At 60.1% G+C, this 18433-nt stretch carries 17 protein-coding genes; 11 read left to right on the top strand and 6 right to left on the bottom strand.

Annotated elements, in window-relative coordinates; translation table 11 throughout:
• Nucleotides 1-86 precede the first annotated feature (86 nt).
• The 3 genes from ABMD26_RS00935 to dmeF all read left to right on the top strand — a co-directional run bounded on the left by ABMD26_RS00935 (nt 87) and on the right by dmeF (nt 3610).
• The gene (locus ABMD26_RS00935; protein ID WP_354306965.1) at nt 87-2273 is read left to right on the top strand and encodes a beta-glucosidase; all 2187 of its coding nucleotides are present in this window, start codon (nt 87-89) and stop codon (nt 2271-2273) included.
• A gap of 124 nt (nt 2274-2397) precedes the next feature.
• Nucleotides 2398-2673 (top strand): metal/formaldehyde-sensitive transcriptional repressor, encoded by a 276-nt coding sequence (locus ABMD26_RS00930; protein WP_090358149.1) that lies wholly within the window; start codon nt 2398-2400, stop codon nt 2671-2673.
• A 7-nt stretch (nt 2674-2680) separates the two neighbouring features.
• Nucleotides 2681-3610, top strand: coding sequence for a CDF family Co(II)/Ni(II) efflux transporter DmeF (gene dmeF / locus ABMD26_RS00925; protein WP_354306963.1), 930 nt, complete (start codon nt 2681-2683; stop codon nt 3608-3610).
• A gap of 96 nt (nt 3611-3706) precedes the next feature.
• Here dmeF and ABMD26_RS00920 read toward each other — a convergent pair whose 3' ends face one another.
• The gene (locus ABMD26_RS00920) at nt 3707-4504 is read right to left on the bottom strand and encodes an SDR family oxidoreductase (protein ID WP_354306961.1); all 798 of its coding nucleotides are present in this window, start codon (nt 4502-4504) and stop codon (nt 3707-3709) included.
• A gap of 77 nt (nt 4505-4581) precedes the next feature.
• Nucleotides 4582-5340 (bottom strand): alpha/beta fold hydrolase, encoded by a 759-nt coding sequence (locus ABMD26_RS00915; RefSeq protein WP_354306959.1) that lies wholly within the window; start codon nt 5338-5340, stop codon nt 4582-4584.
• Nucleotides 5341-5584: 244 nt separating this feature from the next.
• On the opposite strand from ABMD26_RS00915, the gene ABMD26_RS00910 reads away from it, so the two are divergent.
• Genes ABMD26_RS00910 through ABMD26_RS00895 form a run of 4 tightly spaced genes read left to right on the top strand, consistent with a single transcriptional unit; the run spans nt 5585 to nt 9438 of the window.
• On the top strand, nt 5585-6061 hold the full coding sequence (locus ABMD26_RS00910; protein ID WP_502948290.1) for a (2Fe-2S)-binding protein: 477 nt from the start codon (nt 5585-5587) through the stop codon (nt 6059-6061).
• Nucleotides 6058-6672, top strand: a complete 615-nt coding sequence (locus ABMD26_RS00905; protein ID WP_354306955.1) for an FAD binding domain-containing protein — start codon at nt 6058-6060, stop codon at nt 6670-6672. The genes ABMD26_RS00910 and ABMD26_RS00905 overlap by 4 nt, the downstream gene beginning before the upstream one ends.
• Nucleotides 6626-7051, top strand: coding sequence for an FAD binding domain-containing protein (locus ABMD26_RS00900; RefSeq protein ID WP_354306953.1), 426 nt, complete (start codon nt 6626-6628; stop codon nt 7049-7051). Before ABMD26_RS00905 ends, ABMD26_RS00900 begins: the two co-directional genes overlap by 47 nt.
• Nucleotides 7048-9438: a xanthine dehydrogenase family protein molybdopterin-binding subunit gene (locus tag ABMD26_RS00895; RefSeq protein WP_354306951.1), complete on the top strand. Its 2391-nt coding sequence runs from the start codon at nt 7048-7050 to the stop codon at nt 9436-9438. The genes ABMD26_RS00900 and ABMD26_RS00895 overlap by 4 nt, the downstream gene beginning before the upstream one ends.
• A 52-nt stretch (nt 9439-9490) precedes the next feature.
• On the opposite strand, the gene ABMD26_RS00890 is transcribed toward ABMD26_RS00895, so the two are convergent.
• Nucleotides 9491-10585, bottom strand: a complete 1095-nt coding sequence (locus tag ABMD26_RS00890) for an NADH:flavin oxidoreductase/NADH oxidase (RefSeq protein ID WP_354306949.1) — start codon at nt 10583-10585, stop codon at nt 9491-9493.
• A gap of 304 nt (nt 10586-10889) precedes the next feature.
• On the opposite strand from ABMD26_RS00890, the gene ABMD26_RS00885 reads away from it, so the two are divergent.
• Nucleotides 10890-11942, top strand: a complete 1053-nt coding sequence (locus tag ABMD26_RS00885; protein ID WP_354306947.1) for an aldo/keto reductase — start codon at nt 10890-10892, stop codon at nt 11940-11942.
• A gap of 56 nt (nt 11943-11998) precedes the next feature.
• Here ABMD26_RS00885 and ABMD26_RS00880 read toward each other — a convergent pair whose 3' ends face one another.
• The gene (locus tag ABMD26_RS00880; protein WP_354311781.1) at nt 11999-12883 is read right to left on the bottom strand and encodes an AraC family transcriptional regulator; all 885 of its coding nucleotides are present in this window, start codon (nt 12881-12883) and stop codon (nt 11999-12001) included.
• A gap of 444 nt (nt 12884-13327) precedes the next feature.
• Here ABMD26_RS00880 and ABMD26_RS00875 point away from each other — a divergent pair, with 444 nt between their 5' ends.
• Complete coding sequence (locus tag ABMD26_RS00875; protein ID WP_354306945.1) at nt 13328-14296, top strand: XdhC family protein; 969 nt, start codon at nt 13328-13330, stop codon at nt 14294-14296.
• A gap of 86 nt (nt 14297-14382) precedes the next feature.
• On the opposite strand, the gene ABMD26_RS00870 is transcribed toward ABMD26_RS00875, so the two are convergent.
• Nucleotides 14383-15021: a hypothetical protein gene (locus ABMD26_RS00870; RefSeq protein WP_354306943.1), complete on the bottom strand. Its 639-nt coding sequence runs from the start codon at nt 15019-15021 to the stop codon at nt 14383-14385.
• Nucleotides 15022-15360: 339 nt separating this feature from the next.
• On the opposite strand from ABMD26_RS00870, the gene ABMD26_RS00865 reads away from it, so the two are divergent.
• Nucleotides 15361-16317, top strand: a complete 957-nt coding sequence (locus ABMD26_RS00865) for an ABC transporter substrate-binding protein (RefSeq protein WP_354306941.1) — start codon at nt 15361-15363, stop codon at nt 16315-16317.
• Nucleotides 16318-16369: 52 nt separating this feature from the next.
• Complete coding sequence (locus tag ABMD26_RS00860) at nt 16370-17713, top strand: LLM class flavin-dependent oxidoreductase (RefSeq protein ID WP_354306939.1); 1344 nt, start codon at nt 16370-16372, stop codon at nt 17711-17713.
• 111 nt (nt 17714-17824) lie between these two features.
• Here the strand turns inward: ABMD26_RS00860 and ABMD26_RS00855 are convergent, their stop codons facing one another.
• A complete protein-coding gene (locus ABMD26_RS00855) occupies nt 17825-18298 on the bottom strand; it encodes a MarR family winged helix-turn-helix transcriptional regulator (protein WP_122742168.1) in 474 nt (157 codons plus the stop codon).
• Between the last annotated feature and the right edge of the window lie 135 nt (nt 18299-18433).

Raw genomic sequence — 18433 nt, 5'->3', positions numbered from 1 at the left:
GGCGGAACGTCGCGTGCCTTGAACTGGCTGAAACGGTTCTTCCCGACAGGGGTCACTTTGATAACCGGCAATTCGGAATCCGACTTATGAACAGTACACCGCAGAACAGTTTGCACTCCGCCATCTTTGCCGATGCTCAAACCCTGCGTGCGCAGGCACAGCGTCTTGTCACCCAAATGAGCGAAGACGAGAAGTTTTCCTGGCTGTCCGGCCCGATGGCCATTCCCGTTGGCGATACGCAGAAGCCTGCGGGTGCCATTGGCTCCGCTGCTTATTACCCAGCCATCCCGCGCCTGGGCATCCCGGCCATGCAGCAGGCTGACGCGAGCCTTGGCATCAGTAACATCGGTAATGTGCGTCCGGGCGATCACGCCACCGGCCTGCCCAGTTCACTGGCCCTGGGTGCTTCTTTCAACACCGGGTTGGCCTATGAGAGCGGCGCTCTGGTCGGTCGCGAAGCGCGCGCGAAAGGGTTCAACGTGCAATTGGCGGGCGGCATCAATCTGATCCGTGAGCCACGCTGCGGCCGAAACTTCGAATACGTTTCCGAGGATCCACTGCTCTCCGGTGTAATGGGTGGCCACTCGGTCGCCGGCATCCAGGCGCAGGGTGTGGTGTCCACGGTGAAGCATTTCATCGCCAACGGGCAGGAGACTGGGCGAGTGATGGTCAGCTCCAATCTGTCGGAGCCTGCCATGCGCGAATCGGACCTCCTTGCGTTCCAGATCGCCATCGAGTTGGGCAACCCCGGCGCGGTGATGCCGGGGTATAACCTGATCAACGGCGACTACGCGTCGGAGCACGGGTTTCTCATCAATCATGTGCTCAAGGGTCAATGGCGTTACCCAGGTTGGGTTATGTCGGACTGGGGCGCGACCCACTCCACGGTCAAGGCCGCGCTGGCCGGACTCGACGTGCAGTCGGGCGCCAACCTGGACGACCAGGCATATTTCGGCCAGGCTTTGCGCGACGCAGTCAAAGACGGCCGGGTGCCGCAATCGCGTATCGACGACATGGTCACTCGGATCCTTACCAGCCTACTGGCAGTGGGAATCCTCGATCAGGCCGGGGCTGAGTCGAAGCCTCAGCCGATCGATTTCAGCGCTCACAAGCTGATCGCACAACGTCAGGCCGAAGAAGGCATCGTACTACTGAAGAACGATGCCGGATGCTTGCCGATCCCGCAGAAGCGCAAACGGATACTGGTCATCGGCGAGCACGCTGACCACGGTGTGCTCTGTGGTGGCGGATCTTCGGCCGTCACGCCGCTGGGCAGCCTGAAGAAGCAAGGCACTACGATCATGGGTGTCGGTGTGGACAAGGTCTATCAACCTGCTCCTTTGGTCGCCGCCATCGCCGAGGAAAGTTCGGCCGAGGAGGTGGCCTTCCTCGACGGTAGCGACATCGATCTGGCGGTGTTCGAGGCCGGCCGCAGCGACGTGGTGATCGTCTTTGCTCAGGAGTGGCGTTCCGAAGGCCTGGATGCCGTAGGCCTCGGTCTGCCGGGTAACCAGGACGCGCTGATTGGCGCGGTCGCAGCGGCAAACAGAGCTACCGTCGTGGTCATTCAGTCCGGCGGGCCGGTGCTCATGCCCTGGAAAGATGAGGCGGGTGCGATTCTGGCGGCGTGGTACCCAGGTTCAGGCGCCGCGGCTGCCATCGCCGGAGTGCTGTTCGGCAGGGTCAATCCCTCCGGCCGTCTGCCGCTGACCTTCCCAGCCAGCGAAGCCCAATTGCCCAGACCCGAGCAGATAGACCCCGAAACCACGACTTCCAACCCTGGTATGCCGCGCAAGGGCGGTATCATCCCGATCGATTACGACGTTGAAGGTTCGGACGTCGGCTATCGCTGGTTCGCGCGCGAGCAGCTCAAGCCATTGTTCCCATTCGGGTTCGGGTTGTCCTATACCCAGTATGAGATTCCCGGCCTGAACGTAGCGTACGGGGAGCACATCAAGACGTCTGTGCAGGTCATGAACAGCGGCAGCCGGGCGGGCAAGGTGGTCGTCCAGTGCTACGTGGCCAAGCTGGGCGAACAGGGTTTCGTTCGCAGGCTGGCAGGCTTCGCCAAAGTCGACCTGGACGCCGGGCAGCACAGTATTGCCGAGCTGGAACTGGAGCCTCGGGTGTTCGCCAGGTACCAGGAAGGACCTGACGGAGGTTGCTTCAAGATAGGCAAAGGTACTTATCGGGTGTGGGCTGCACAGCATGCCGAGGCAGAGGATGCCTATCAGGATATTGTGGTGGACGAGGACCGTTTCATCGCGCCATGAGGCGTGGCAGGACTGACACAAACCGCCTTGAACAGGCGGTTTCAGTTGACGGCTATCGACACAGACTTGCGATCACGGGTGCCACAGCGCATGATGCCTCCACTATAGGGTAGGGGGGTAGGGTATGGCACACACCAAGGCGGCGAAAGAACAGTTGCTCAAACGGGTCAAACGTATCGCTGGCCAGGTCCAGGCCATCGAACGGGCACTCGAGGACGACGCCGACTGTGCAAAGACCCTTCATTTGGTGGCAGCCACCCGCGGCGCCATGAACGGTTTACTTGACGAGATCCTCGAGGACCATGCCTGGGAGCACGTTGCCAAGCCTGGCTTGAGCGATGAAGAACGAGCCAAAGGCACCGAGGAACTGCTCGAAGCCGTTCGCCGCTATGGGAAATGACATCGCCATGACCAATGCCTCGCTCCAGCACAGCCACAGCCATGACTTCCTTGGCGTTGACCATGATCACAACGCTCGGCGTACGCTGTGGGTTGTGGCCCTCACCGTGGTCATGATGATCGGCGAAATCGCGGCGGGCTACGTCACCGGTTCGATGGCATTGCTTGCCGACGGTTTCCATATGGCCACCCATGCAGCTGCATTGGGAATATCCGCGGCAGCCTACGGATTTGCACGCAAACATGCGGCCAACGATGCCTTCAGTTTCGGCACGGGCAAGGTAGGGGATCTGGGTGGGTTCGCCTCAGCGCTCGTTCTGGGTCTGGTTTCAGCGGGTATCGGCGTCGAGTCGGTCATGCGCCTGTTCCAACCGACGTCGGTTCAGTTTGGCACCGCGACGCTTATTGCGGTTGTCGGTTTGATCGTCAATATCATCAGTGCGCTACTGCTATCGGCCGGCGGTCACAGCCATGGTCATGGTCATGGTCACGATGATCATCATCACGACGAACCAGCCCATGGTTCGGACAACAACCTGCGCTCGGCTTACGTACACGTCATGGCTGATGCAGTCACGTCGGTGCTGGCCATCGCTGCACTGCTGGCCGGCAAGTTCCTTGGTTGGGTATGGCTTGACCCATTGATTGGTCTGGTAGGTGCCGTGGTCATCGCCCGCTGGGCGTATTCATTGATGAAAGACACTGCGGCTGTATTGCTGGACAGGACAGACGAGCATGTGGCGCAAGAAATTCGCGAACTGCTGCAGGGCGAAGGTTTTGACATCACCGACTTGCACGTCTGGCGGGTCGGTCCGCAGGCGCGAGCGGCGATTGTCAGCGTGCATGGCGATTCTGGACGCTCTGCAGATGACGTTCGAGCCGCACTGAAGTCTGTGCATGAGATCAGTCACCTGACTGTTGAATATCGACTGGCATGACACCTGCGCGGGGCAGATTTCATCTACTTGAATTCATAGCCCGCATGGCGGGCTACTGAATCCGGTCCTGAACTAAAACCAGCGATCCAACCTCGGTCAGTTCTGCAGCGCCTGCACCGAACCACCGTCGACCCGAAGGTTACTGCCGTTGATGAAGGACGCGCGTTCAGACACCAGCAACGCGATGGCGGCGGCCACTTCTTCTGGCTTGCCCCGACGTTTCTGGACGATGCCAGGACGCTCTTCCTCAAGGAAGCTTTCGATGGCTTCTTCGAAGGACACACCCAGTTCTTCGGCGCGCTTCTTCATCATCCCGTCGGTCATGGGTGTCTCGATGAACGCTGGGGCCACGGTGTTGCACAGCACGCCGTGAGCAGCTTCCTTGTAGGACAGGTTCTTGATGAACGCACCCAGCGAGGCCTTGGCGGTGTTGTAGACCGCTTCTTCCCAGTACGGCTGCACGGCGTTTTCGGAGGTGATGCAGACGAAGCGTCCCCAGTTGTGTTTGCGCATATCAGGGATGGTTGCCCGAGCAACGCGGACGGCAGAGAAGAAGTCCGTGTTCCAGGCTTCGAGGTAGTCCTCGTCCGACAGCTCCAGCGGATCGCCCTTGGCACCCGTGACGCCCGCAGTGTGAACGACGATGTCGATCTTGCCGAACTTGTCTCGACCAGCCTCGACGACGCGCGCGACCTGGTCCTGCTGGGTCATGTCGGCGGCCACGAACACGCTGTCGGCTTTCAACCAGGTGTAGGCCTCTTCCAGCTTCTGCTGATCCATGTCACTGAGCACCAGTTGCACGCCTTCTTCATGCAGCTGTCTGGCAGTCGCCAAGCCAACGCCGCCGCTGGCACCGGTAATGAGTGCAACGCGGCCTTTGATTCCCAGATCCATATTCACCTCGCTCAACGATTATGCCGACATGGCGGCGTTCAAATGCGTGTTTCAAACCGGGTGTAGCTAGAAGATGGTTATTTGCTGCACTGCTCTTTAGCGAAGGTCAGCATCAACTTCGCCAGCGCCTGAGGCGTCTGCATCGGCATCAGATGACCCGCATTCGGAATGACTTCCAACGTACTACGCGTAAAGGCCGCCAGCGTGGTCCGGCGCTGCTCTTCGGGCCCCGGCACCTGCTCATCGAGCTCGCCACAGACCAGTAGCACCGGGTAATCGATCGTCCCCAATCGGGCAGTCCAGTCTTCACGACTGCCGTGATCGACCCAAGCGCGCCAGGCATCGAGGTTCAGCCATTGGGCATCGGCGATGGCGACTTCGCGAACGTCGTCAGGCAGGCGCAACGTGCTGGATTCATCGACGAAGGCTTCAGCCTCGGGAAGCGTCTTGGCATAAGCGCGTTGCTGGTCTCGGTCGGCATCGCTCATCGGCTGTGGGCCGGGAGGCGAGGGCGCGACCAGTACAAGCCCGCTCAGGTAGTCGGGCCGGCGTGACGCCAGCACCACGGCGACCTTGCCTGTCATCGAATGACCCACCAACACGCAGTTCGTCAGGCCCAGTTCCCGAATGCATTGATCCACGTGCTCGACCATCGCTTCGACGGTATACCCCTCGACCTGCGCCGCATCGCCGAATCCCGGCGTGTTGATCGCTATGCACTCATGTTCGCCGTCAAGATAGGGAAGGGTAGGAAACCAGGTGCGGTGAGACCCGCCCAGGTAATGCATCAGCACGAAGGTGGGCGCCCCGTGGCCTTGTCTGCTGTGTGGAAGCATGGATATGACTCGTGAGGGTTTGCCAATTGAGGGGGGTGACGAAAGCAAAGTTCAGTCGGGCTGTTGCCTGACTTGCTGCAATCAATCGCAACACAGTACAGAACTCGATAATCGGAATGGGCAAAAAACAGCGCCGAAAAGGCAAACCAGAGTGCTGGGGCGTGTAGATACTCTCGCTCATGACCTGTCGGCTGTCTGGCTCGGCAGCCCTAGGCGATTCTGGAGAGCCCGTATGGCGCCCCCAATGAAACTTCAGCTCATCTTCAACGGTGAGCGCAGGGAGCTGGATCTCGACTCCCGAACCACATTGCTTGACGCGCTGCGTGAACACACGCTGCTGACGGGCACCAAGAAAGGATGTGACCAGGGGCAATGTGGTGCCTGCACGGTGCATGTCGATGGGCAGCGTGTATTGAGTTGCCTGACGTTGGCGGCTCAGATCGAGGGCTGCGAGATCACCACCATTGAAGGGTTGGCCCAGCCAGATGGCACGCTGCATGCCGTGCAGGCTGCGTTCGTCGAATTCGATGCGTTCCAGTGCGGCTATTGCACGCCTGGGCAGATCATGTCGGCGGTGGCCTGCATCCGCGAAGGCCACACAGGGAGCGATGAGGACATTCGCGAATACATGAGCGGCAACCTCTGCCGTTGCGGCGCCTACCCCCACATCGTCACCGCCGTACGCACAGCGGCGGCACGTCTGCAGGGGAGCAAGGCATGAAGGTATTCGACTACGTCCGCGCCACCGATGTGGCGCATGCTCGTCAGCAGGCAAGTCAACCCGACACCCGTTTTCTGGCAGGTGGAACCACCTTGCTGGACCTAATGAAATGTTCTGTAGAGCGACCGTCGCGGCTGGTTGATGTCACCCACTTGCAGGGTTTGAGCGAGATCGAGGTCAGCACCGGGCAGATCGACATCGGCGCCCTGGCGAAGATGAGCCACGTCGCCGCGCATGCCCGTATCCAGCAGCAAGCACCGGTGATCAGCGAGGCACTTTGGCGCGCAGCCTCGCCCCAATTACGCAACATGGCGTCCATTGGCGGCAACCTGATGCAGCGCACCCGGTGCACCTACTTTCGTGACCCTGCAGCCTATCCCCAGTGCAACAAGCGTGTACCCGGCTCAGGTTGCGCGGCCCTCGAAGGTATCAATCGCAACCATGCAGTGCTGGGCACCAGCGCCGACTGCATTGCTATCTATCCGGGCGATCTGGCTGTCGCGCTGGTTGCGTTCGACGCTCACATCCTTATCGCCGGGGAAACGCGGCGGGAGGTACTGGCCGATGACTTCTATCGGCTGCCCGGCACGCGCCCCCGATATCGAGCATGACCTGACTCCAGGGGAAATGATCGTGGGAATACGGATTGCGCAGTCGGCAGCGCTCAAGCGTTCTCACTACCTCAAGGTACGAGACCGCGCTTCGTACGAGTTTGCCGCCGCCAGCGCTGCAGTGGGTATCGAGTTCGAAGACGATGGCCGCACGCTCAAGGTCGTACGCATCGCCATGGGTGGAGTAGGGACCAAGCCCTGGCGCGCGCGTGGAGTAGAGCAGGCGCTGGTGGGCAAGGCACTGCGCGAGGATGTCATCCGAGAGGCCGCCATGCTGGCAGTCCAGGGGGCCCAGGCACGTGTACATAACGGCTTCAAGATAACGCTCGCCCCGCGCGTCGTCGCGCGCGCATTGATGACTGTCGGAGGTCTGGCATGAGCGATCTTTTCAACCCCAAGCTGCAGCGCCGCACATTGCTGAAAACGGCAGCGGCTGGCTCCGCAGCAGCCTACGTCGGCCTGGCCTTGAACCCGTTGACTGGGGAAGCGGCGCCATTGCTGGAAAAAGACCCGAGTGGCGCTGTCGGAGAGCGGGCGGTGCGTCAAGACGGCGGGCTGAAAGTCAGAGGCCAGGCACTTTACGCGATCGAGCACGCCATCGAGGGGATGCTGTACGGTGTTGTCGTGCAATCGACGATACCCGCCGGCCGCATCACGGCCATCGATACGCAAGCCGCCGACAAGGCGCCGGGCGTGGTCGCCATCTACACCCATCTGAACCCGCTGGCGATCCAGCCGGCCACGCCGTTCATCAAGGGCGGCGCTGCCACCGAGAACTTCACGCCCTTGCAGGATGACGTAGTGCGCTGGAACGGCCAGCATGTTGCACTGGTCGTTGCGCAAACGTTCGAGCAGGCCACCGAAGCGGCCCATCTGGTCAACGTCAGTTACGCCGCGACGGCCGCCATCATCGATCCCGATGACAGCCGTGCCAAGGCACAACCCATCGATGACCTTCAAGCCAAATGGGGTGATGCGCCGGCGGCCCTCGCGTCGGCAGCGGTCAAGGTCGAAGGTGTCTACACCACCCCACGTGAATACAACGTCCCCATGGAGCCCCACGCCTGTATCGCCCATTGGCAGGGCGAGAAGCTCACGGTCTATGAATCGAGCCAGTGGGTAGGGGGCGCACGCAACGTGATCGCCCAATGGATGGGGCTGGAGATGGCCGACGTACGCGTTGTCTCACCCTTCATCGGCGGAGGATTCGGCTGCAAGGTGGCTCCCCATCCGCATGTGGCCATGGCGTGTTCAGCCGCCAGGTCGCTGGGCCGGCCACTGAAGGTAGCCCTGACACGCCCGCAAACCTTCACCAGCTACGGGGGTCGTCCGCGAACGGGACAACGACTGGCGCTGGGCGCGACCCGCGATGGCCTGTTGGTTTCGGTCGTGCACGACGGCTGGAACGAGACTGCCATGGATGACACTCATCTGGAGCCTTCCACCTCGGTCACGGCATTGATGTATGCAACGCCCAACATGCTCGCCCGCCACAGCCTTATCCCCGTCAACACCGTCAATCCGGGCTGGATGCGCGCGCCAGGCGAGAACATCAGCACCTATGCGCTCGAAACTGCCATGGATGAGCTGGCGGTCAAGCTTGCCATGGACCCGGTCGAGCTCAGACTGCGCAACTGGGCTGCCGAGGATCCGAAGGCGAGGATCCCATGGACCAGTCGACGGCTGCGCGAAGCCTATGCTGCAGGGGCCAACGCATTCGGTTGGAGTGAGCGCAACCCCACCCCACGCTCGATGCGCGAAGGCCATGAGCTGATAGGTTGGGGCATGGCGGCAGGTACCTATCCGGTCTGGCGGACACCGGGAGAAGCCAAGATCGTCATCCATCGAGACGGGCGTATCGAAGTACTCAGCGCGGGCACCGATCTGGGTACGGGCACCTACACGATCCTCGCCCAGACCGCAGCGGAAGTACTCGACGTACCCACCCGTTCGGTCAAGGTCAGTCTGGGGGATACCGACTTACCACGTGCGCCGATCGCTGGCGGCTCGCAACTGGCCAACAACCTCACGGGTGCGGTTTACAAAACGGCGAAACTGGCCCGCAGCGAGCTGATCAGAGTGGCGACCACGGACCCGAAGTCGCCTTTGCATGGCATGGTCGCAGCGAACCTGATCTTCAAGAACGGCCGAATCAAACCGTCGCAAAGACCGGGAGAGGGCATCAGCTTCGGCGACCTGCTGACGGCACTGGGCAAGGAGCGCTTCGAGATTTCCACCGATACCTTCAAGGCGGGCGCCACGGAGGCCGACCGTAACGCGGCCGCCCACGGCTTCAGCCAGATGCAGTTGCCCACCACCGGTGGGGTCTCCGCGCACAGCTGGGGCGCGCACTTCGTTGAAGTACGGGTCGACGAGGACTTTGGTACGGTCAAGGTCAAACGCATGGTCGCGGCGTTCGACAGCGGTCGGGTCTACAACCCCAGGCTTGCGGAAAGCCAATGGATGGGCGGCATGATCATGGGCATTGGCCAGGCGCTTTTCGAAGAAGGCCATATCGACCGTCGTGACGGCCGTGTGGTCAATGCCAGTTTTGCCGACTACGTCGTACCGGTGAACGCTGATGTGCCAGAGATCATCACCATCGATGTCGGTTTACCCGACCTGCAAGCCAGCGCCTTGGGTGGCAAGGCGGTCGGCGAGCTGGGGATCGTGGGTGTGGCCGCGGCCATTGGCAATGCGGTGTATCACGCCACCGGCAAACGGATCCGCGATCTGCCGTTTACCATGGACAAGCTGTTGACCTGAGTGAAACGCGCAGCGTGCGGCAGCGTGGTTCACGCCGCACGCTCCTCCCCACTCAGGCCGACCAGTTCTGCAGCCAGAATGCATAGGGCGTGGGCAGCACCGCTTCGGGTTTCTCTATCCCCAGCTCCCGAGCAGCATGGAAGGGCCAATGTGGGTTGGCCAGTAGCGTACGAGCGAAGAACACCAGGTCCAGCTTGTGCTCACGGACGAAAGCGTCAGCCTCTTTCGGGTCCGTGATCATCCAGCTCGTCGCAACCAGCAGGCCTGTCTCCAGCCGCACGCGTTCAGCGTACGGAACCATGAAGTTGGGGCCCCAAGGTACCGGATCATTGGCGCTGGTGAGGGCCAGCCCTACGTCGACCAGGTCCAACCCCGCTTCCTTGGCCCACTTCAGAAGCTGCAGGGATTCGGAGAACGACTGATGTGTGTTTTCGCCGAATTCGGTCACGCCCAGGCGCATGGTCAACGGCAGATGTTCCGGCCACACTTCCCGCACCGCCTTCAGGGTTTCGAGCAGAAACCGGGCACGGTTTTCCAGAGGACCGCCGTACTGATCCTCACGGACGTTCGATTGCGGTGACAGGAACGTTTGCCCGAGAAAGCCGTGTGCGAAGTGCAGTTCAAGCCACTCGAAACCGGCTTGTCGTGCACGAACGGCCGCGTCGACGAAGTCTTGCTGAGTCACCAGGATTTGTTCTTGAGTCAGTTCCGCCGGTACGTAATCCGAGCCAGGCACATAGGGCAGGGCGCTGGGGGCTACCGGTGTCCATGCCTGCGGATCGGTGCGTTCAAGCGGCGCGCCTCCTTCCCAGGGTGGTGTACAGCCTGCCTTGCGGCCTGCATGCCCGATCTGAATGCCGGGAACGCTGCCAGCCGCCTTGATCGACGCGGCGACCGCTGCGAAACCGGGTACGTGCTCGTTGCTCCACAAGCCCGCATCGCCCGGCGTGATTCGACCTTCGGGGGTTACGGCGGTGGCTTCGACGATCACCAGCCCCGCACCGCCACGTGCCAGCATGGTGTAGTGGGCCTGGTGCCATTCGTTGAGCAGTCCATCCCGTGCCTGGTACTGGCACATGGGCGAGGCGACGATACGGTTACGCAGGGTGACGCCTTTTACGGCGAGCGGATCGAAAAGTGAGGCCATGACAGGGGCTCCGATAAAGGGGGTAGCCCACGTTAAAAGGAATCACGAAATCGAGCTTGCCCTATTCAGGGCCATGATTGCCTAAAACGATTTTTAATTGCTCCTGCAGGGCTGGTGTGGCGCGTTCCCCATGGCGTGCCGGCAAACGTCGTCAGTATGGGCAATCATCAGATTCGATCCGACAACCCAGAACGTTGCTGCAAGGGGACACTGGCAATGGGGTCTGCACTGCAGGTCACCCTCGAAACCAAGTCCCGCGTCTTCAGGAATCACGAAGGCGGCGGCCTCAAAGGAGCAGGATCACATGAACTATCGAAAGTTGGGTCATTCCGGATTGTCCGTATCGAGCCTCATTCTGGGCACCATGGGGTTGGGTACTGAAACGAATGAGAAAGAGGCGTTTGCCATACTCGATGCGTATCTCGATGCCGGTGGCAACACCCTTGATACAGCCGACGTCTATGGCCAGGGTGCCTCCGAAGAGCTGATCGGTCGGTGGCGAAAGAGCCGGTCCGGCGACATTGTCGACCGCACCGTCATTGCTACCAAGGTTCGCTTCGGCACCGGGCCGGACGTCAACGATGTAGGGCTGTCACGCCGCCACCTGCAGCGTTCACTCGACACCTCACTTATCCGGCTCAGCGCACAAAGCATCGATCTGTACCAACTGCATGGTTGGGATCCACTGACCCCCGTCGAGGAAACGCTGTCCTTCCTGGATGCGGCATTGCGTGCAGGCAAGATTCAGTACGTGGGCGTCTCCAACTTCACCGGCTGGCAACTGCAACTTTTCATCTCTACCGCCCAGGCCATGGGCGTGCCTTTGCCTGTAACGATGCAGCAGCAGTACAGCCTCGCTTATCGCGAACTCGAATACGAAGTCATCCCGGCCGCCCTTCATAACAACGTCGGTTTGCTACCCTGGTCGCCACTGGCTGCGGGATTCCTGACCGGCAAATACATCCGCGATAGTGAATCCGGGCGCGGCGGCCGGCTGACTTCCGACAACCCCATGAATCAACACATCGCCAGGCAACTCCATATGAGCGATCGGAACTGGGCGACTCTCGACGTGATAAAAGACGTTGCTCAACAACTCGGCGCTACGCCCAGTCAGGTGGCACTCAGTTGGCTGACATCGCAACCTTCGGTCACCGCTCCCATCATCGGCGCCCGCACCCTCGAGCAGTTGCAGGACAACCTCGGCGCAGTGGATGTGGTGCTCGATGAGTCAGCGCCGCAGCGACTGACCGAAGTCAGCGCGCCAACGCCTGATGATTACCCCTATGGGCGTTTCGGTGCACTGCAGCGCAAGCGCTATATCGACTCCAGCGAACAAGCGTTGCGCGAGCTGTAAAGTCGCAGGAGCCCCTGGAAGTCCGCGCCGGCATGATCGGAGTGGATTTCAAGGGTTCATTGAACCCGCATGCGCTTGATATCGCGCTGCGGTGGATGGCCGAACAGGCGGCTGTATTCGCGACTGAATTGGGAAGAACTTTCATAGCCCACCAGACCGCCTGCGCTACTGGCATCGATGTTTTCGCTGTACATCAACTGGCGTGCGGCCTGCAGGCGCAGTTGTTTCTGATACTGCAAGGGGCTCATTCCCGTAACGGTACGAAAGTGCTGTCGGAAAGTGGAAGGGCTCATATGGGCAATGGCCGCCAGATCATCCATGCGCAGCGCCTCGCTGTAATGAAGTTTGAGCCAGGCGACGGCTTTGGCGATGTTCTGGCTGGGCGACCCTGCGCTGACGACATGAAGCAAATGAGGCCCGTGAGCGCCATTCATCAGCCTGATGATGATCTCTTCCTTGATCAACGGCGCCAGTGATTTAAGCAGTTCGGGCTGATCGAACAGCGCAATCAGGCGTTCGAGCGCATCCAGCACACCGCTGTCCAGATCATTCACGGACAAGGGTTTGAAGGCTTCGTCCTTAAGCCTCTGCGACGACTGCAGCCGCTCGGCGATTTCGACGACCAGCGCATTCTCGAAGGTCAGCATCATGCCCAGAAAAGGCTGTGCAACGCTGGCCTGGATGACATTGGAAATCACCGGCATATCGATGTTGGTGACCATCGATTGCCCCGGCCCATAGGTCATCAACTCTTCGCCCACGATCACCTGTTTGCGCCCTTGCACGGTCAGGCCCAGGCCCAGACCGTAGATACAGTGCAGGGGCATGGTGAGTTTATGACGGCGGTGCAGCGTGAGGCCAGGTACGGGCGTTTCGTGATCACCGTCGCTGCGTGCCCACCGGCTCAGGGCCTGGGCCAGCCTGCGGGTATCGTTGGCCACGAGTGGCTCGGGATTGCAGGAGGAGCTGCTTTGCAGCTCGATGGAGTCGGTGGGGTGTTCAAGGTGAGCCACAAGCTCTTCCTCCATGCTTGGTCTGGAAAGAGGCTGAAGAAAGCGCCAGAACGCTCTGGTTAACGCAACTGTTTCAAGAGCATCTGGGCGGATCAGGCCCACGTTGCACGACTGGGTTTCATCGACGCCAGTATTGCAGGGCAATCGAGGGGCAAATTGCCTGAACAGACGTCTTTATTGCCTATTCCGAGCATAGACCGGAATAGTAAAGCCCGACCCAACGAGGTGTCAGCTCAGACCCAAGGTTCCAAGGAATAGGCAAGAACCCGCGTAGATCAGGCAATTCTGCGAGGCGACTCGCCTGCATACTAAACCGGGTAATTACGCCCCATTCGCCAGGGGATTTTGCCAACACAGCGGACCATAACCCCCATGAACAGTCTCGACCTCCAAGTCGTCCAGCAAGCACAGCAATGGCTTGAGCAGGGACAATCCGTGTGCCTGTGTACTGTTCTGTCGACCTATGGCTCCGCGCCACGCGGGCCCGGTGCAATGCTGGTTGCCTTGGCAGATGGGCGTTTCTGCGGATCGCTGTCCGGCGGGTGCGTGGAAGATGATTTCCTGGAACGCCTTGGCCGTGACGAATTCGGGCCTGACAACCAGGTCGTTCGCTATGGGGAAGGGGGCTTGGCGCCATCTTTGAAGCTACCCTGCGGTGGCGTCCTGGACGTCCTGGTTGAGCAGTTCGTCGCCGGCTGCGAGGCACTCGAGCATTTTTCCCTGCTGTTGCAGGCGCTCCAAGGCCAGCAGCGGATCATCCGTACGGTTTCTCTGGACACCCTTGACCGGACACTCGACGTCTGCTCTGCACAGGGTTCGACGGTCGAACTGTCCGAGCGGCAAATCACGATTCGCATCGGCGCGGCGCGGCGGCTATTGATAGCGGGGCTCTCGCCCGTCGCAGAGTTCTGCGCAAGCTTTGCCGTGTCTCTGGGTTATGAAGTGATCGTCTGTGACCCCCGCACCGAGTTGCTTGCTGGCTTTGCCCTTGAAGGAGTCAAGGTCATCGAGCAACTACCGGCGACTTTCATCGCCAATGGCGGCTGCCACGCGAGTACCGCCGTCGTCGCGCTGACCCACGATCCCCGCCTGGACGACCTCACGCTACTTGAAGCGGTGAGAACGCCTGCGTTCTACATTGGCGCCATGGGCTCGCAGCGCACCAGCGAGAAACGCCTGGAACGCGTGCGCCGCATCGGCGGCCTGGATGATGAGGCGATCGAGCGGATCAGCGCGCCGGTGGGCTTGCGGCTGGGCAGCAAAACCCCGGCGGAAATTGCCTTGGCCGTCATGGCTGACATTGTTCGGGTGGGTAATGGGGTGGGTCGAGGCGCGCTGTGAGTGTTGAGTGCGATGCCTGGAAATCGGGCGGTATCAGGGCTTTTCAGCGGCACTCGCACCCCAGTGGTTATGTGATCGGGCAATGATCACTGATCAGTCTCCGTCATCTGGGCTTGCAAGCTCAGGTATCGCTGCGCCCGTGTCACGATAAGGTAGTCGATACAGTCCGTCGCCAAATACCTTGCGAACAGAATTGCCAATCCAAACAGCAACAGCCCTGAAATCCCTAAGATCGGCGAACCGGCGCGAACCAAGATATTCAGACACCAGGCCCCTAAGAACAGAATGAGAAGTGTACTGATACCACTCGTCCAGGCGCTCAATTTATCCAAGGATGTCACTGACAAAACCGGAGTCTTGCTATCAGGCTGCAGTGCCACAAATTTTGAAAGGCTTTGAAGCTGCATGCGGTTCCACCGCCCAGTCTCATCCAGCTCGAGCAGGTATTCCATCTTCGAGCGGCTAGTGCTGACGCCGGAGGCGATTCGAAACAGCTCAAGCTCCGTAGCGTCATCCAGATATCGAATGAGCCTCGTGTTGGTCGCACCTGATCGAATGTCTCTGAGGCGGGACAAGCGTTTGCGCACGAAGTGCTTATCGTGCCAGTCCATTGCCTTGATGATGTGAGACAAAATCTTCATAAGCACTGCCAGCGTGGCTGCGGCTGCAACGAAAATGCTGTAACTGCTATTGAGCAGTGGTTGTAACTGCTGAATGACGTCCATGTGTTCGCTGCTTCCCTGTTTTGACTGCGCGATTCTATCTCGACTTTGTCAGATGTTAATAAGCCGATCGGCATGGGCAGCAAGAGAATGATGCTGTCCTGCCTTCTCTATCAATCCTCTCTCGCCTTCGCCCGAAAATGCGCACAACGCATCTTTGGTAATAGGATTATGCGCATTGGGTATTTCACCTCTTGCCCGTGCGTCTCTATCTTGTCGCAGCTTCCATAGGAATTCTTCTCTCGAAGCACTGGCGGCCTTGCTGCTGACCACATCCTAAATTCCCCGAGACCGTACCCGCGGATCGATCCTCACCGTCCTGAATGGGCTTTGGAGACAACCGTGCGTTACCTGAAGAAACTGGCGATCGGAGTGGCCACGTCCTTGCTCTGCCTCTCGGCGAGCGCGCAGACGCTGGTAGTGGGGGACCAGAGCTATAACGCACAAGCTGTCATGGAAGCGGCAGGCGTGTTGAATGACCTGCCTTACACCCTTGAGTGGAAACAATTCACAGCAGGATCGCCCGTTGCAGAGGCCCTGAACGTCGGCAGTCTGGATATCGGCTTGCTCGGTGACGCGCCTGCTCTGTTTCTGGGCGCCCTGGGTGCGCCGATCAAGGTGATTGCGGTAGGTCGCCAGAGCCTCGATGGCGTCGCCATCCTGGTAAGCAAGGACTCACCGATACGCAGTATCGAAGATCTCAAAGGCAAGCGCGCCGCAATCTGGAAAGGCTCCTGGAGCCAGCAGTTGTTATTCACTGCGCTGGACAAGGCGGGTGTTCCGAGAGACTCGCTTGACCTTCGCTATCTCAGCGCCCTGGACGCCTCTCATGCTTTGGATGGCGGCTCAGTGGATGTGATCGCCACCTGGGAACCTTACGTCACCCAGCAGGAAAGGCAGGGCGCGCGCATCCTGGCGACGGCAGACGGGCTGATTCCTGCGCAAAGTTTCATTGCCGCCAACGCCAAAGTCATCGATCCCAAGCGTGCACTGATCAGTGATTTCCTGCAGCGATTGAAGAAGGCTCGCGACTGGACGTTGCAAAGTCCTGCCAACACAGACGCCTATGCCGACGCCTGGGCAAAGCGTACCCGCGCGGACGCCGACATCTCACGAGCCTGGTTCGCCCGTGCGCGAACCACCGTCGAGCCGCTGAGCCCACAAGCCCCCATCCAGGCCCAGAAGACCGTGGACTTCTTCGCCAGCCTGGGTCTGGTCAAGGCCTACCCTGCGGCGAGTCTGTTCGACGATTCCTTCGCAGCGTCGCTCCAGCCCGCTGTGGCAAAAGCTCAGCCCTGAACCGGCTGACAGCATCCCAGGCTTCTACCTACTCGCAAGGAACACGATCAACATGACGTCACGAAAGCTCAAACTCGGTGCTCTGACAATGGGCTGCGGCGGCCCGGGGCGGCACAACCTCTGGCTCGACCCAGAGTTGCCGGCTGACGCCAGTGTGAACGTTGATTGGTACATCGACATCGCGCAACAGGCAGAGGCTGCGCTGTTTGACCTGATGTTCATCGTCGACAGCCAGTTCATCACGCCAGGCTCTCCCTCGCACTATCTCAATCGGCTGGAACCCCTGACGCTGCTATCCGCGCTCGCGGTCACCACCCGACATCTGGGGTTGGTGGGCACGCTCACCACTTCCTACAACTCGCCTTACAACGTCGCACGTCGACTCGCGTCGCTCGACCTGATCAGCAAGGGGCGGGGGGGGTGGAACGTGGTCACCAGTGGCGACGCAGGTACCGCAGGAAATTACAGCAGGGACGAGCATTTCGACTACGATACCCGATACGGCCGAGCTGCAGAGCATGTGCAGGTCGTCCAGGGACTGTGGAATTCCTACGAGGAAGATGCCTTCGTACGCGATCGGCAGACTGGGCAGTTTCTCGACGCGAGCAAATTGCACGCGCTTAACCACCAGGGTGAACATTTTTCCGTGGTCGGCCCGTTGAACATCCAGCGCTCGCCGCAGGGACAGCCCGTTATTTTCCAGGCCGGTGATTCCGAGCAGGGACGCGACCTCGGCGCCGCCACCGCCGACGTCGTATTCACCCACGCGGCCAGCATCGAGCAGGGCCAGACGTTCTACCGCGATATCAAGGGGAGGGCGGAGCGCCTGGGGCGAGATCCCGAGCAGCTATTGGTCATGCCAGGCGCTGAAATCCATGTAGGCGACACCGACGAGCACGCGCGTGAAATCGAGCGGCACTATCATGAAGTCGACCATAGCTTCGAGCTCGCCTTTAAGGAGTTCGGTCGCAACTTCGGCTGGCACGACTTCAGTCAGTACGATCTTGACGCGCCTTTCCCACAGCAAAGCCTCGAAGCCGCGCGCAGCAGCTTCTTCACGGCCGCCAAGCGGATTGCCGATCAAGCGAGGGAAAAAGGATTCACGTTGCGCCAAGCCGTGGAGTTCGGCCGGCAGTTGCGGCCGGGAGCGTTCGTGGGATCAGCGGAAACGGTTGCTCGAAAGATGGCGGACTGGTTCGAGGCGCGGGCGGTGGATGGGTTCAATATCTACATTGGGCACCCATCGCAGTTCAAGCGATTCACTCAGGAGGTTGTTCCGTTGCTGCAAGAGCGGGGGGTGTACCGCACGGCTTACGAGGGGACGACGTTGCGGGAGAGTTTGGGGCTGGGGATTCCGGGGTTTGTGCGTGCCCGTTCGGCTAAGTCATCTGCCTAGCTTCTACGCTGTTGCCATCCAAAATCTTTCAACGTCGAGGCCATTCCGGAGAACCACCGACAAGATTGCCTTGCCAGTAGCACGAAAAACTTATGATGCGGCTGATGATCCTCAGGCGTCTGCAGGCGGATCGTAGTCATTTACGTAGGCGACGTTTGTCTGCAGGCGTGCCAGCAGGGTGACCAGCGTGTCGACTTCTGCCGGCGAAAAACCACTCAGCAGTCGCCGCTCGCGCTCTAGCGCGACCTTCAGCACCCGGTCATGCAACGCCTTGCCCTCGGCAGTGAGGCTTACCGTATAGCGACGTGCGTCTTTGCTATCTATCTCTCCCGAAATTCGCCCAGCCGCTTCCAGAACCTGCAGCGATCGACTGACCGCGCTTTTATCCAGGCCGATAACCTGGCAGATGCGATTGGCAGTGATCTTATCTTCCACCGCCAGCAGGGCAATCAGTCGCCATTCCACAACCCCGATCCCGAAATGCTTGCGGTAGCTGAGCGAGGCACCGGTAGCGAGCTTGTTTGCCAAAAAAGTGAGCATGGCTGGAACGTAGCGATCCAGATCCAGCTTATGGGTTTCCACCATGGGGGAGCTGCCTTCAAGGACGATGAACGGTACGGCCAAACTAGTTGACACCGCAACTAAATAATCGGATTCTACTTTCAGCCGCGCGCCGTGCGCGGGCAGCTCGCATCATAGGCGACAGCCGCCCCAACAAAA

This window comes from Pseudomonas sp. PvP001 (genome assembly GCF_040546375.1).
In the GTDB taxonomy this organism is placed as follows: domain Bacteria; phylum Pseudomonadota; class Gammaproteobacteria; order Pseudomonadales; family Pseudomonadaceae; genus Aquipseudomonas; species Aquipseudomonas coleopterorum.
The sequence above is the reverse complement of the archived record's forward strand: the minus strand, read 5'-3'. Positions and strand labels throughout refer to the sequence as shown.

Excerpts from the sequence above, each read along its gene's own strand:
- ABMD26_RS00920 (WP_354306961.1), bottom strand. The coding sequence starts at position 4,504 with ATGGATCTGGGAATCAAAGGCCGCGTTGCACTCATTACCGGTGCCAGC.
- ABMD26_RS00910 (WP_502948290.1), top strand. The coding sequence starts at position 5,585 with ATGAAACTTCAGCTCATCTTCAACGGTGAGCGCAGGGAGCTGGATCTC.
- ABMD26_RS00905 (WP_354306955.1), top strand. The coding sequence starts at position 6,058 with ATGAAGGTATTCGACTACGTCCGCGCCACCGATGTGGCGCATGCTCGT.
- ABMD26_RS00860 (WP_354306939.1), top strand. The coding sequence starts at position 16,370 with ATGACGTCACGAAAGCTCAAACTCGGTGCTCTGACAATGGGCTGCGGC.
- ABMD26_RS00900 (WP_354306953.1), top strand. The coding sequence starts at position 6,626 with ATGACTTCTATCGGCTGCCCGGCACGCGCCCCCGATATCGAGCATGAC.
- ABMD26_RS00875 (WP_354306945.1), top strand. The coding sequence starts at position 13,328 with ATGAACAGTCTCGACCTCCAAGTCGTCCAGCAAGCACAGCAATGGCTT.
- ABMD26_RS00930 (WP_090358149.1), top strand. The coding sequence starts at position 2,398 with ATGGCACACACCAAGGCGGCGAAAGAACAGTTGCTCAAACGGGTCAAA.
- ABMD26_RS00895 (WP_354306951.1), top strand. The coding sequence starts at position 7,048 with ATGAGCGATCTTTTCAACCCCAAGCTGCAGCGCCGCACATTGCTGAAA.
- ABMD26_RS00915 (WP_354306959.1), bottom strand. The coding sequence starts at position 5,340 with ATGCTTCCACACAGCAGACAAGGCCACGGGGCGCCCACCTTCGTGCTG.
- ABMD26_RS00870 (WP_354306943.1), bottom strand. The coding sequence starts at position 15,021 with ATGGACGTCATTCAGCAGTTACAACCACTGCTCAATAGCAGTTACAGC.
- ABMD26_RS00935 (WP_354306965.1), top strand. The coding sequence starts at position 87 with ATGAACAGTACACCGCAGAACAGTTTGCACTCCGCCATCTTTGCCGAT.
- dmeF (WP_354306963.1), top strand. The coding sequence starts at position 2,681 with ATGACCAATGCCTCGCTCCAGCACAGCCACAGCCATGACTTCCTTGGC.
- ABMD26_RS00855 (WP_122742168.1), bottom strand. The coding sequence starts at position 18,298 with ATGGTGGAAACCCATAAGCTGGATCTGGATCGCTACGTTCCAGCCATG.
- ABMD26_RS00885 (WP_354306947.1), top strand. The coding sequence starts at position 10,890 with ATGAACTATCGAAAGTTGGGTCATTCCGGATTGTCCGTATCGAGCCTC.
- ABMD26_RS00890 (WP_354306949.1), bottom strand. The coding sequence starts at position 10,585 with ATGGCCTCACTTTTCGATCCGCTCGCCGTAAAAGGCGTCACCCTGCGT.